The 13,439-nt window shown below is 70.6% G+C and carries 8 protein-coding genes and 1 pseudogene; 1 reads left to right on the forward strand and 8 read right to left on the reverse strand.

Translation table 11 applies throughout. The annotated features are described in order from the left end of the window. Window positions 1-53 precede the first annotated feature (53 nt). The 5 genes and pseudogenes from ilvC to AB0K18_RS29020 all read right to left on the reverse strand — a co-directional run bounded on the left by ilvC (window position 54) and on the right by AB0K18_RS29020 (window position 7,252). Window positions 54-1,037, reverse strand: coding sequence for a ketol-acid reductoisomerase (gene ilvC / locus AB0K18_RS29000; protein WP_364376834.1), 984 nt, complete (start codon window positions 1,035-1,037; stop codon window positions 54-56). A 22-nt stretch (window positions 1,038-1,059) separates the two neighbouring features. Further along, window positions 1,060-1,584 (reverse strand): acetolactate synthase small subunit, encoded by a 525-nt coding sequence (ilvN, locus tag AB0K18_RS29005; RefSeq protein WP_355414474.1) that lies wholly within the window; start codon window positions 1,582-1,584, stop codon window positions 1,060-1,062. A gap of 48 nt (window positions 1,585-1,632) precedes the next feature. Next, window positions 1,633-3,378: pseudogene (locus tag AB0K18_RS29010) on the reverse strand (acetolactate synthase large subunit); the annotation flags it as partial. 199 nt (window positions 3,379-3,577) lie between these two features. Next, window positions 3,578-6,196, reverse strand: a complete 2,619-nt coding sequence (locus AB0K18_RS29015) for a GGDEF domain-containing protein (protein WP_364920249.1) — start codon at window positions 6,194-6,196, stop codon at window positions 3,578-3,580. 237 nt (window positions 6,197-6,433) lie between these two features. Next, on the reverse strand, window positions 6,434-7,252 hold the full coding sequence (locus tag AB0K18_RS29020) for a 2-hydroxyacid dehydrogenase (protein WP_364920252.1): 819 nt from the start codon (window positions 7,250-7,252) through the stop codon (window positions 6,434-6,436). 128 nt (window positions 7,253-7,380) lie between these two features. On the opposite strand from AB0K18_RS29020, the gene AB0K18_RS29025 reads away from it, so the two are divergent. Then, window positions 7,381-8,430 (forward strand): PQQ-dependent sugar dehydrogenase, encoded by a 1,050-nt coding sequence (locus tag AB0K18_RS29025; RefSeq protein WP_364920255.1) that lies wholly within the window; start codon window positions 7,381-7,383, stop codon window positions 8,428-8,430. Window positions 8,431-9,042: 612 nt separating this feature from the next. Here AB0K18_RS29025 and AB0K18_RS29030 read toward each other — a convergent pair. From AB0K18_RS29030 to AB0K18_RS29040, 3 genes are all read right to left on the reverse strand, one after another. Then, entirely contained in the window at window positions 9,043-10,794 is a 1,752-nt protein-coding gene (locus tag AB0K18_RS29030; RefSeq protein ID WP_364920258.1) for a VanW family protein, read from the reverse strand. Window positions 10,795-11,123: 329 nt separating this feature from the next. Beyond that, window positions 11,124-11,792, reverse strand: a complete 669-nt coding sequence (locus AB0K18_RS29035; RefSeq protein WP_364920261.1) for a response regulator — start codon at window positions 11,790-11,792, stop codon at window positions 11,124-11,126. Window positions 11,793-11,864: 72 nt separating this feature from the next. Continuing rightward, on the reverse strand, window positions 11,865-13,439 hold the full coding sequence (locus AB0K18_RS29040; RefSeq protein WP_364920264.1) for a sensor histidine kinase: 1,575 nt from the start codon (window positions 13,437-13,439) through the stop codon (window positions 11,865-11,867).

Consider the following 13,439-nt stretch of genomic DNA (forward strand, 5'->3'; position numbering starts at 1 on the left):
CTTCCGATCTGTGCTCCCCCTCGCCCGCCGCGCTCAGCCGGACGCGGCCCGGCTCAGCCCTTGAGCCAGCTCATCATCGGGCGCAGCGTGGCGCCGGTCTTCTCGATGGCGTCCTCGGAGAGCTCCTCGCGGTAGCGCTTGAACTCCTTCTGGCCGCTGTCGAACTCGTTGACGAGCTGCTGGGCGAAGGTGCCGTCCTGGATCTCGCCCAGGATGCGGCGCATCTCCTGCCGGGTCTCGTCGTTGATCACGCGCGGGCCGCGGGTGTAGCCGCCGTACTCGGCCGTGTCGGAGACCGACCAGTACATCTTGGAGATGCCGCCCTCGTACATGAGGTCGACGATCAGCTTCATCTCGTGCAGGCACTCGAAGTAGGCGACCTCGGGCTGGTAGCCCGCCTCGATGAGGGTGTCGAAGCCGGCCTTGATCAGCTCGGAGACGCCGCCGCACAGCACAGCCTGCTCGCCGAACAGGTCGGTCTCGGTCTCCTCCTTGAACGTCGTGCGCAGCGCGCCGGCGCGGGTGCCGCCGATGCCCTTGGCGTACGACAGGGCGAGGTCGAGCGCCTTGCCGGAGGCGTCCTTCTCGACGGCCACGAGCACGGGGACGCCGCGCCCGGCCTCGAACTGGCGGCGCACGAGGTGGCCGGGGCCCTTGGGGGCCACCATGCAGACGTCGACGCCCTCGGGCGCCTCGATGAGGCCGTAGCGGATGTTCAGGCCGTGGCCGAAGAACAGCGCGTCGCCCTCCACCAGGTTGGGGGCGACGTGCTGGGTGTAGAGGTCGCGCTGGATGTGGTCGGGCGCGAGGATCATCGTGAGGTTGGCCTCTTCGACCGCCTCGGACGGGGTGAGCACCCGCAGGCCGTCGTTCTCGGCCTTCTCGCGGCTCTTGGAGCCCTCGGGCAGGCCGACGCGCACGTCGACACCCGAGTCACGCAGGGAGAGCGCGTGGGCGTGGCCCTGGCTGCCGTACCCCAGCACGGCCACGTGACGTCCCTGGATGATCGAGAGGTCGGCCTGGTCGTCGTAGTAGATCTCGGTCACTTGCTAAAACCTTTCAGGCGGTACGGTCCAGTGCCCTGAGGGACCGGTCGGTGATGGAGCGGGCGCCGCGGCCGATGGCCACCATGCCCGATTGGACGAGTTCTTTGATCCCGAACGGCTCGAGGACCTTCACGAACGCCTCGAGCTTGTCGGGGGTGCCGGTGACCTCGATGGTCACGGCGTCGGCCGCCACGTCCACGCAGCGGGCCCTGAAGAGCTGGACGAGCTCCAGCACGTGGGAGCGGCTCTCCGCGTCGGCCTTGACCTTGATCAGCATCAGCTCGCGCTGCACCGACTGCGACGGGTCCAGCTCGACGATCTTGAGCACGTTCACCAGCTTGTTGAGCTGCTTCGTGACCTGCTCAAGGGGCAGCTCCTCGACGCTCACCACGATCGTGATGCGGGAGATGTCGTCGTGCTCGGTCGGCCCGACGGCGAGGGAGTCGATGTTGAACCCCCTGCGGCTGAACAGCGCGGAGACGCGCGCGAGGACACCCGGCCGGTTCTCGACCAGCACGGACAGCGTGTGACGGCTCATCGCTCGCTCACTCTCCTTCGTGCGCCGCGCGGGCACCGCGTCGCGCTCCTAGTCATCCTCGTTCTCCCACTTCGGCGCCATGTCACGGGCGATCTTGATGTCGTCGTTGCTCGTGCCCGCGGCCACCATGGGCCAGACCATGGCGTCCTGGTGGACGACGAAGTCGACCACGACGGGCACGTCGTTGATCTCCATGGCCTTCTTGATCACGGCGTCCACGTCTTCGGGGCGCTCGCATCGCAGGCCAACACAGCCATAGGCCTCGGCCAGCTTGACGAAGTCCGGGATCCGCCGGACCGTCTGCAGGTCGGTGTTGGAGTAGCGCTCGTCGTAGAACAGGGTCTGCCACTGACGAACCATGCCGAGATTACCGTTGTTGATGACCGCGATCTTGATCGGCACACCCTCCAGGGCGCAGGTGGCCAGCTCCTGGTTCGTCATCTGGAAACAGCCGTCGCCGTCGATCGCCCACACCGTGGCGTCGGGGCGGCCCATCTTCGCGCCCATCGCGGCCGGGACGGCGAAGCCCATCGTGCCGAGGCCGCCGGAGTTGATGAACGTGCCGGGGTTCTCGTAGTGGACGAACTGCGAGGCCCACATCTGGTGCTGGCCGACGCCCGCGATGTAGTAGGTGTCGGGGCCCGCGATGGCGCTCAGGCGCTCCATGACGTACTGCGGGGCCAGCGAGCCGTCCTCGAACTGCTCGTAACCCAGCGGGTAGGTCTCCTTGTAGCCGTTGAGCAGCGTCCACCACTCGTCGTAGTCGCCCTGCTGGCCGGAGGCCTGGATCACCGAGACGAGGTCGCTGATGACCTCCTTGCAGTCGCCCACGATCGGCACGTCGGCGTGGCGGTTCTTCGAGATCTCCGCCGGGTCGATGTCGGCGTGCACGACCTTCGCGTGCGGCGCGAACGACGACAGGTTGCCGGTGACCCGGTCGTCGAACCGCACGCCCAGGCCGATGATCAGGTCGGACTGCTGCAGCGCGCCGACCGCCGCGACGCTGCCGTGCATGCCGGGCATGCCCATGTGCTGCGGGTGGCTGTCGGGGAACGTGCCGCGGGCCATCAGGGTCGTGATGACCGGGATCTTCGTCAGCTCGGCGAGCTGGCGCAGCTCGGCAGCCGCGCCGGCCTTGTGGACGCCGCCGCCGACGTACAGGACGGGCCTGCGGGACTCGGCGATGAGCTTGGCGGCCTCGCGGATCTGCTTGGAGTGGGGCCTGGTGACCGGGCGGTAGCCGGGCAGCTGCATGGTGGGCGGCCAGCTGAACGTGGTCTCGGCCTGCAGCGCGTCCTTCGAGATGTCCACCAGCACCGGGCCGGGACGCCCCGTCGAGGCGATGTGGAAGGCCTCCATGATCGTACGCGCGATGTCGCCGGCGTCGGTGATCAGGAAGTTGTGCTTCGTGATCGGCATGGTGATGCCGGAGATGTCGGCTTCCTGAAAAGCGTCGGTGCCGATCATCGGCGCGGCCACCTGTCCGGTGATCGCCACGATCGGCACCGAGTCCATGAACGCGTCGGCGATCGGTGTCACCAGGTTCGTGGCGCCAGGACCGCTGGTCGCCATGCACACCCCGACCTTGCCGGTGGCCTGCGCGTAGCCCTCGGCCGCATGACCCGCACCCTGCTCGTGACGTACGAGCACGTGCCGGACCTTGGTCGAGTCGTAGAGAGGATCGTAGGCCGGAAGAATGGCACCGCCCGGGATCCCGAACACTGTGTCGACTCCGACGTGCTCCAGCGCCCTGACCAGGGCCTGTGCACCTGTCATCCGTTCGGTCATCGGCTCGTTCCTTGCGTGGCTACTCGCTTAAGGACATAAAAAATGCCCCTCTCCGCCGGAACGGCGGGTCTGGGGCGGCGCGCAGGTCGTCGTGCTTCGCTATCGGCCTGCGCGCCGGCGAAGTACTACGAGAATCTCACTGCGAAGCATGGCTTACACGATAGCCGCTCCGAACGCCCCAGTGTCAACTTGGTGGACACATGTCTCAAACCGTGAGACTCGTCCGCATCAGCGAGTCGACCCCGCGCGCCGCCATCGGCCGTGCCACCAGGAAGCCCTGCCCCCTCGTGCAGCCCATCTGCTTCAGCAGCTCGAGCTGCTCAGGACGCTCGATCCCCTCGGCCACCACGATAAGCCCCAGGTCGTGCCCCAGCCGCACGATCGTGCGGGTGAGCAGCGTCAGCGTGTCGTCCTTGCCGAGTCCCGACACGAACGACGGGTCGATCTTGATCATGTCGACGGGGAGCTGGCGCAGGAAGGCCAGCGAGGCGTAGCCGGTGCCGAAGTCGTCGATGGCCAGCCGCACGCCCAGCGAGCGCAGCTCCGACAGCCGCTTGATCGTCTCCTCGGCGTCCTCGACCAGCATCTCCTCGATGACTTCGAGCGTGAGCGACGAGGCGGGCAGCCCGCTCTCGCGCAGCGCCTCCTCCACCGTCTCGACGAACCTGGGCGCCATGATCTGCCGGGCCGACAGGTTCAGCGACAGCCCGATGTCCCACGACGAGGCCCGCCAGGCCGCCACCTCCCTGCACGACTCGCGCAGGATCCACTCGCTCAGCGGCACGATCAGCCCGGTGTCCTCGGCCGGGCCCAGGAACTGCTCCGGCGGCACGAACACCGAGCCGCGCCACCACCGCACCAGGGCCTCCACCGCGGTCACCCGCGACGTGGCCAGATCGACCACCGGCTGGTACTCGATGGCGAACTGCTGCTCGATCAGCGCCCGCTGCAGGTCGGCCGCCAGCTCAAGGCGGCGTACGACGTCGGCGTGCATCTGCGCGGCGAACACCTCGACCCGGCGACCGCCCAGCTCTTTGGAGCGCGCCATGGCCACATCGGCGTTGCGCATCAGGTCGCCGGCCGGCATGCCGTCCTCGGTGAAGGCCACCCCGACGCTCGCCGTCAGCGCCACGTCGCGGTCGGCGACGCGGAACGGCTCCTGCGAGACCGCCCCGACCAGCCGCTCGGCCAGATCGACCGCCACCTGCGCGTCTCCCCCGGTCTCCACCAGCACCGCGAACTCGTCGCCGCCCCACCGGGCGAGCGTGTCGTCCGCGCGTACGGCGCCGCGCAGCCGCCTGGCCGCCTGGCCGAGCAGGTAGTCGCCGCTGGCGTGCCCGACCGAGTCGTTGACCGAGGTGAACCCGTCGAGATCGAGGAAGATCACCGCGACGTTGCCCGACGTGCGCCCCGACAGCACCTCCCTGGTGCGCTCCTCGAAGTAGGCGCGGTTGGGCAGCCCCGTCACGCCGTCGTGGAAGGTCAGGTGGGCCACCTGGTTGCGCAGCGCCTCCTCGTCGCTCACGTCGCGCGTGGTGACCAGCAGCAGGTCGTCGCCGCCGACCTGGCGGGTGGCCACCGACTCGGTGGGCCGCCAGGTGCCGTCGGCCGCGCGGACGCGGCAGGCGATCAGGCAGGCGCCCGGCGCCGCCGGCTCGTCGTCGAGGGTCAGGGCACGCATGGCGACCTGGATGCCCGGCACGTCCTCCGGGTGGATGTAGTCGAAGATCGAGCCGCCCACGACGTCGGCGGGCGCGTAGCCGTACGTCGCCTCGACGCCGGCCCCGATCTCGCGGACGACGCCCTCGTAGTCGCAGGTGAACACCACGTCGCCGGTGCTCTCGGCGAGGTCCATGAGCTGGCGGCGGCCCAGCTTGACCTGAGCGCGCAGGCGTACGTTGGTGGCCGCGAGCACGAACAGGCGGACCAGCAGGAGCAGCACGACCGACGCCTCAAGCGCCGCGACGCCCGCGACCGGCGGCTCCGGGCGGCTGCCCATCTGATGGATCAGCATCGTGAAGACCGCCACCGCGACCAGCGCGAGCGGCGCCAGGCTGACCGCGTGGCCGATGGCCGGCCGGGTCGTCGCCCTGCCCTTCGGGCCCCACGGCACCGCGGCCAGCAGCAGGAACGCGACCGGCGCGAGCATGACGCTCCACAGTTGCGGCTCGCCTTCGAGCAGCCGGCCCACGGCGGAGCCCACCCCCGCCACCGTCATGGTGGCCAGCACGCCCAGCCCCGCCAGGCCGAGCAGCCACGACGGCGACTTGCTGGTGACCACCGACGGGATCATGGAGCAGGTCACCAGCAGCGCGATCATCGGCGGCAGCAGGGCCAGGGTGAACCCGACCGGGTTGGCGGAGTCGGCGTAGACGTGCCGTAGCGCCATGACCCAGCCGATGAGGAAGAGCGCGACGGCGCACAGGTAGGAGTCCGTGAGCTGCCGTAAAGCCGTCCTGGCCGGGAACCTGCGGTCGGCGGCGATCAGCGCGCCGCCGGCCGTGACCACGGTGCCGAGCAGGACGAACATGTCCGCGAAGTTGACGACGAAGCCGTCGGCGAACGGCCGCAGGGTGATGCCCGCGGCCCAGATGACCGCGCCGCCGCCCATCCAGCGGGCGCCCGCCGCCGAGGGGCGGTGCGTGGCGACCTGTCGTACCGAGGCGATCAGCAGGGAGGCGGCGGCGATCAGCGCCGCGAGCCCACCGGCGATCGCGCCGGTGATCGTGGCAGGGGTCTGCGCCAGGAGGACGGCGGCGAACGCCACCGCGCCTGCCACCGCCGCGGCGGCCGGCGGCACCCGTGGATCACGCCAGCGGATCACAGTCGTTGCCCATCCCGTCTCGAACTCTGCACCCGCGACCGCCGAAGCCCGGCCGATCACCTTTGCCAGTGTGTGCGGTCGAAGGTGCGCGGGTGGTGACAACGCCGATGTCGTCACCGATCTGATAACCAGACAGACCAATTGCCGCCAAGAGTTCCTTGACAGTGAGTCAGGAACTCCCTGCAAACGTAACCGTACGCACCGAAGGTCACGGACCAGCCACGTTCCGGGATCCTCTCAGTACGCGTCGGTTATGACGTTGACCAGGTCTTCGCCGGCGCGGTAGCGCTCCAGCTGAGCCCGGATGAGACGCAGTGTCCGCCGCTCGGACGCGGGGGTGCTGCCCGCGATGTGCGGCGTGATCAACACGCCGGGCGCGCTCCAGAGGGGGTGGCCCTCGGGCAGCGGCTCGGGCGCGGTCACGTCGAGCGCGGCGCGCAGCCGGCCCGTCTTCAGCTCCGCGAGGAGGGCGTCGGTGTCGACGATCCCGCCCCTGGCCGCGTTGACCAGCACGGCGCCGTCCTTCATGCGTGCGAGGAACGAGGAGTCGACCATGCCGGCGGTGTCGGGGGTGGCCGGAACCAGCAGCACCACCACGTCCGCCTCGGGCAGCAGGGCGGGCAGCTCGTCCATGGCGTGCACGCCGTCGCGGGCCCTCCTCGCCACCCTGACGACCTCCACCTCGAACCCCTCCAGCCGCCGCTCCAGCGCCGACCCGATCGAGCCGTAGCCGACGATCAGCACGCGCGAGTCGGCCAGCACGCCGGTGTGGTGGTAGGTCCACTCGCCCCTGCGCTGCGCGTCCACGAAACCGGGGAACTCCCTGAGCACCGCGATCATCGCGCCCACCGCCCACTCGGCGGTGCCCGCGTCGTGCACGCCGCGCGCGTTGCACAGCACCGCGCCCTCCGGCATGTGCGGACGGTACGGCTCCACGCCCGCCGTCACCGTCTGCACCAGCCGCAACGACGTCATCCTCGCCAGCGTCCCCGGCACGTCGGGCACGGTCACCAAAGGCGGCACCCATACCTCGACGTCTTCCACGCCGTCCGGCATCGGGACTTTGCTGTTATATACGGCGCATTCGACGCCGGGGAGGTCGGAAAGTGCAGCTGCCACCGAATCGGACGGAACCCAGGTCTTCATGCCGAGAACCTTACGACTCCGAGGGCAGGATGGAACACATGAGGAAGCTCTGGACGATCATGCTGCTGGCCGTCCTGACCGCGTGCTCCGCGGGCGACGGCGAGGTGCTGCCCACGGCCGCGGTGTCCGCCGCCGCCGCTCCCGGCGAGCCGAAGGACGTCGCGACCGGGCTGTCCGTGCCGTGGGGGATCGCGTACCTGCCGGGTGGCGACGCGCTCGTCACCGAGCGCGACACCGCCCGGCTGCTCCGCGTCACGCCCGGCGGCCGGGTCACCGAGCTGGCCACCGTACGGGAGGCGCGGCCCGACGGCGAGGGCGGGCTGATGGGCGTCGCCGTCAAGGACGACCAGGTCTTCCTGTACTACACCGCCGAGACCGACAACCGCATCGTGCGCTACCGCCTCGCCGGTGACGCGCTCACCGACGAGCACCTGCTCGTCCGCGACATCCCGAAGGGCGGCATCCACAACGGCGGCCGGCTCGCCTTCGGGCCCGACGGCCACCTGTACGCCACCACCGGCGAGGTCGGGGACGGCGACCTCGCGCAGCAGCGCGACTCGCTCGGGGGCAAGATCCTGCGCATGACCGTGGACGGGGCTCCCGCGCCCGGCAACCCGTTCGGCACCCTCGTCTACAGCTACGGCCACCGCAACGTCCAGGGCCTCGCCTGGGACCCGTCCGGGCGGCTCTACGCCTCGGAGTTCGGCGCGAACACGTGGGACGAGGTCAACCTGATCAGGCCCGGCGGCAACTACGGCTGGCCCGAGGTCGAAGGCCGCGGCTCCGACCAGCGCTACATCAACCCCATCCTGACCTGGCCCACCTCGGACGCCTCCCCGTCGGGCATGGCCTACGCGAACGGCTCGCTGTGGGTCGGCGCCCTGCGCGGCGCGCGTCTGTGGCAGATCCCCCTGAGCCAGGACGGCTCCGCCGGCACCCCGACCGCCCACTTCACCGACCGTTACGGCCGCCTGCGCGCGGTGGCGTCCGCCCCGGACGGCACCCTGTGGATAGGCACCAGCAACAAGGACGGCCGCGGCTCCCCGAACCCCGGCGACGACCGCCTCATGACCCTGCCCCCCACCTGACCCGAACCGTTGTCGCAGCACCCATCCCCCTGGACTCTTCCGACCTCCGAACAGGCCGTCGCCCCTTCCCCCACAACCACCCCCTGAACCCACCAATCAACCCCTTCACAAACTGCCTATCTCTCCCATCGCAGGGGCCGGGGTCCTTTGGGGTTGGGAGTGGCCCATGGTGCGGTCCGAGGTCCTTCAGGGGGGTCGAGAGTAGGCCATCGTGCGGGCCGAGGTCCTTCAGGGGGGTCGGGAGTAGGCCATCGTGCGGGCCAAGGTCCTTCAGGGGGGTCGGGAGTAGGCCATCGTGCGGGCCGAGGTCCTTTCGGCGGGGTGGCACGAGGGCCGAGGTCCTCAAGCGCGAGGCGGGTTGCATCCCCCACCCAAGCGACCGCACCCGACCCTGACGCACAACCGCCGACCACCGCAAGGGCTGAGGTCCTTCAGGGAGAGAAGGGGAAGGGGAGGACACGCAATGGGACACGAGCCGAGGGGTGTCGGAAGTCGCCCGCGCTCATAGACACCGAGCCGCGCTGCGGGCCGCCGGACCGAGGGGCGCCATGTCCCGCCCGCGCACCGAAAGGACCTCAGCCCTTTCCAGAGCTGAGGTCCTCCCGCACGCCGTCAGCGGGTGCAGACGGTTTGGGGGCGGGGGCGGTACTTGGTGGTGACCTTCTTGTCTTTCTTGAGGATCTTGCCGTCCTTGTGGAAGACGCGGGTCACGTCGATGGTGAAGCCCTGTTCGCCCGTTGTCGGGACGCAGTCCGGGGCGGAGCTCACCTCGCGGCGGAACGGGGTGAAGGCGCGGCGTTCCGACTCCACGGCCTCGATCTTGTCGTAGCGCTTGACGCCCCACAGCGTGATGCTCACCGACGTCGGCGTGGACGCGGTCTTGATGAGGACCCCGTTCTCCGAGTCGTTGCGCCACTTCAGGTCGGGCTCCGGGTGCAGGAGGGTCGCGTCGCGGCCGGCGGGGAAGCGCGAGGAGAAGTAGTCCAGGGGCTGGTGCTCGACGTCGTCGAACCCGGCGAAGTACGCCGCGTTGTACATGGTGGTGGCGAACTGGGCCCCGCCCCCGCCCACGACGTTGACCGTACGCCCGCCGACGACCTGCCCGGCCTGGACGTACCCGTCCTCGACGGTCCGCTCCCCGAGCGCCTCGTTGAGCGAGAACGTCTCGCCCGGCCTGACCACGTACCCGTCGAGCTTCTGCGCCATGCGCTGGATGTTCGTGACGCGCGGCTGGCAGCAGTCGAACGTCGTGGTGAACGACGCCGCGATCTCCTTGATGCCGAGCCCCTCGATGCGGGAGGTCTCGACGGCCGGCGCGACGGTGCCGAGCCGGACCGCGACGACCCGGCTGCCGCCCTGGTCGAACACCTTCTCGGCGTCCCTGGCGAGCAGCTTGTCGTTGACGCCCCGTCCGGGCCGCGAGGGCACGAGGACGGGCTTGCCGTTGACGATCTCGTACGTGGCGTCACGCGGCTGCTGCGCCGCGTCCACCAGGTTGCCCTCGACCTGTTCGAGCACGGCCTTGGCGTTGAACTGGGGCACGAGCCGCCCTTCGCCGTCCACGCCGTACGTGAGGTTCGCGGCGATCATGGCAGGCGGGATCTGCACCTGCTTGGGCCCGAGCGTGAGCGTCAGCGGCGCGGCGACGGCGGCCCTGGCCTTGGTCAGCGCCTCTTCGACGGCCCCCGAGCCGGTGACGGGCTTGGCCGGCCGGAGGGTGAGCACGACGGACCCGCCACCGCCGAGGAAGGCGGCGCCGATCCTGCGTACGGCGTCCTCGCGGTCGAGCAGCACCCCGTTCGCCGGCGTCCGCGCCTGGGGCTCCAGCCCCGAGTACGTGATGCGCCCCTCACGGGCGGGCTTGTCGACGGACCCGGCGAGCCCTTCGACGGTCCGGGTGAGCTGGGCGGCGTCCAGGGTGATCTTCGGCGGGAGGTCGGTGGTGCCGGTGAGCCCCCGCCAGACCTCCTCAGGCGTGGGAAACCCGCTGGGCGCCTGCCCGATGGTGCCGACGACGTCGAGTTCGAGCCCTGCCTCGTCGGGCTGGATCGTCTCCTTCTGCCCGCCGATGTCGGCGATGACGGGTTTGCTGAGCTTGCTGGCCAGGTCGGCACGCAGCTTGTCCGCGGCCTTGGTCACCGTCAGCCCGCCGATGTCGACCCCGGCGACCCGGGTGCCGCGCAGCACCGAGCCGGACATGAGCACGGCCGGCACCACGTACGCGAGCGCGGCCAGGATCACGACCAGCGAGATGATCGCGGGCAGCAGCCGGCGACGGCGGGGCGGATCAGGTTCGTACGACGACGGGCGCTGCGGCGTCCCGAAGACGGGCGCGGGTTGCGCGGGCTCCTTCTCGGAGGCCATGGGCCAGGGCTGGGCCGGCGGAGCGGCCGGTGGCAGCCCGCCCTTGCCCGGCGTACCGCCCGCGGCGCTCGGGCCTTGGGCCGGTCGGGGCTCCTGACGTTCCGGCGGGCCGAAGATGTCCCGGGAGACCCCGGGGGGCAGCCCTTCGATCCGTGGCTTCCTGGAGACGCCCGACGTAGGTAAGGGCACCGAGGCGAACGGGTCGGTCGGTGATTCGATCGGTCCGGCGTTTCGCACGCCTCAATCTCCTCCCGGTCCGCAGCCAAGTCTCAGGCAACAGTAAGGCACGCAGATCCGCATATGTCACGGGAAATGGCTACGGAAGTGTGTCAACCTAGCCACCGGTAGCGATGTTCGGGCCGTCCAGCGGTGCCGTAACGGGGCCGCAACTCGGCCTGGCCGACCGCGCACAGGTGCTCCAGATAGCGCCGGGCGCTGACCCGCGACAGGCCCGTGAGCTCGGCGGCCTCGGCCGCGGACAGGTCGCCGCCGGCCTCCCGCAGCGTGTCGGCGACCAGCGCGCAGGTGGCCGGCGACAGCCCCTTGGGCATGGGGGCGGCGGACGGCAGGACGCCGAAGAGCCGGTCCACGTCGTCCTGGCGCGCCTCGGGGCCGATGGCGGTCAGGCGATCGCGGGTGGCGGCGTACTGGCGCAGGCGCTCGGTCAGTGCGGCGGCGGTGAACGGCTTGATGAGGTAGTTGACCGCCCCGCCCCGCATGGCCTCCCTGACCGTGGGCACGTCACGGGCGGCGCTGATCATGAGGACGTCCACGTCGTGCAGCGCCTTGAGCACCTCAAGGCCCGACATGTCGGGCAGATAGACGTCGAGCAGCACCAGGTCGGGCCGCAACTCCTTCGCGGCGGCGAGCGCGTCGGCGCCGCTGTGGGCGACCGAGACCACGTCGAAGCCGGGCACCCGGCGCACGTAGCCGCTGTGGATGCGGGCCACCATGAAGTCGTCGTCCACCACGAGGACACGGATGTCCCGGTCGCTCATGAGACCGCCCTCGCAAGAAGCAGCGCGCGACCGCTCATGAGACGGCCCTCGCAGGAAAGAGCGCGCAGCCGCTCATGAGGCGGCCCTCGCCGGGAGCAGGGCGGTGAAGACCGCGCCGCCGCTGTTGCGTACCCGCACCCATCCGCCCCTGCGCAGACACGCCTGCCGGGTGAGCGCCAGCCCCAGCCCGCGCGGCCCCGAGTGGGCGGCCTTGGTGGTGAAGCCCTCCCTGAAGACCTCCCCCACCAGCTCGGGCGCGATGCCGGGCCCTGAGTCGCCGACTCGCACGTGCAAGCCGTCCGCGTCGGCCCGTACCGAGACCTCGATCATGCCCTCCGCGCCGTCGAGCGCGTCGATGGCGTTGGCGACCAGATTGCCGACCACCAGGACCGCGTCGCGCGGGTCGCCGAGCACTCCCTCGGGCACCGAGGAGTCGTCGGAGAGCACGAGCCTGGCCCCGCGCTCGGCCGCCTCGGCCGACTTGGCCATGAGCAGGGCCGCGAGGGTCGGGTCCTGGACGCGTTCGCGCAGGTCGATGGCGTTGGTGTGGTGGGTGCTCCGGGTGATGAAGCCGATCGCGGCCTCGTGCTCGCCGAGTTCGAGGAGGCCGACCACGGTGTGCATGCGGTTGGCGAACTCGTGCGCCTGCGCCCGCAGCGCGTCGGTGGCGCTGCTGGTGTCGTCCAGTTCGCGGGCCAGGCGGACCAGCTCCGTACGGTCGCGCAGGGTGACCACCCAGCCGAGCTGGCGGCCGCGTACCCAGACGGGGGTGCGGTTGAGCACCAGCACCCGCTCGCCGTGCAGCACGACGCGGTCCTCGCCGGGGTCGGCGCCGCCGAGCACGTCCCGCATGCGGTCGGAGACGGCCATCCTGGTGAGGTCCTCCCCGACGTCGCCGAGCAGCTCGCGGGCGGCGTCGTTGACCAGCGTGACGCGCCCGTCCATGTCGAGGGCGAGCACGCCCTCCTTGACGCCGTGCAGCACGCCCTCGCGCTGCTCGAGCAGCGCGCCGATCTCGCGCGGCTCAAGCCCGAACGTCTGCCTGCGCACCCGCGCCGTGATGAACGCCGCCAGCGCCAGCCCCGCCAGCAGCACCGCCAGCGCGGTCCAGATGAGCGGCGGCAGGGCGTCGGAGAGCTGGCTGATGACCGTGGTCTCCAGCACGCCGACGGAGACCAGGCCGATGATCTCGCCGTACTCGTCCCTGATGGGCGTCTTGCCCCTGACCGTGGTGCCGATCGTGCCCGTCTCGGTGCCGACCCAGCTCCTGCCGGTACGCAGGACCGTGCTGCCGTCGGTCGACAACCGCTTGCCGATCAGCGAGGCGTTGGGGTGGGCGTAGCGCCGCTGGGCGGTGTTGGCGATCACCACGTAGTCGGCGCCGGTCTCCTGCTGCACGCTCATCGCCAGCGGCTGCAGCACGCTCTCCGGGTGCTCCAGCTCGAACGCCTCGCGTACCTGCGGCAGCGCGGCCACCGACTGCGCGATCGCCAAGGCGCGCTGCTCGTGCAGCGCGTCGAGCTGGTCGCGGGTGTGCTCCGCCCACACGCCTGCCGTGCCCCCGACGGCGAGCAGCACGATCACCATCTGGAGCGCGAACAGCTGGGTCCCGAGGGAGGCGTCACGAACCCGTCTCACCCTGCACAT

This window comes from Nonomuraea sp. NPDC049421 (assembly GCF_040677005.1).
Taxonomy (GTDB): Bacteria; Actinomycetota; Actinomycetes; order Streptosporangiales; family Streptosporangiaceae; genus Nonomuraea; species Nonomuraea salmonea.

Coding starts and splice junctions, on each gene's coding strand:
- ilvN (WP_355414474.1), bottom strand. CDS start 1,584: ATGAGCCGTCACACGCTGTCCGTGCTGGTCGAGAACCGGCCGGGTGTC.
- AB0K18_RS29020 (WP_364920252.1), bottom strand. CDS start 7,252: ATGCCGGACGGCGTGGAAGACGTCGAGGTATGGGTGCCGCCTTTGGTG.
- AB0K18_RS29025 (WP_364920255.1), top strand. CDS start 7,381: ATGAGGAAGCTCTGGACGATCATGCTGCTGGCCGTCCTGACCGCGTGC.
- AB0K18_RS29030 (WP_364920258.1), bottom strand. CDS start 10,794: ATGGCCTCCGAGAAGGAGCCCGCGCAACCCGCGCCCGTCTTCGGGACG.
- AB0K18_RS29035 (WP_364920261.1), bottom strand. CDS start 11,792: ATGAGCGACCGGGACATCCGTGTCCTCGTGGTGGACGACGACTTCATG.
- AB0K18_RS29040 (WP_364920264.1), bottom strand. CDS start 13,439: ATGTGCAGGGTGAGACGGGTTCGTGACGCCTCCCTCGGGACCCAGCTG.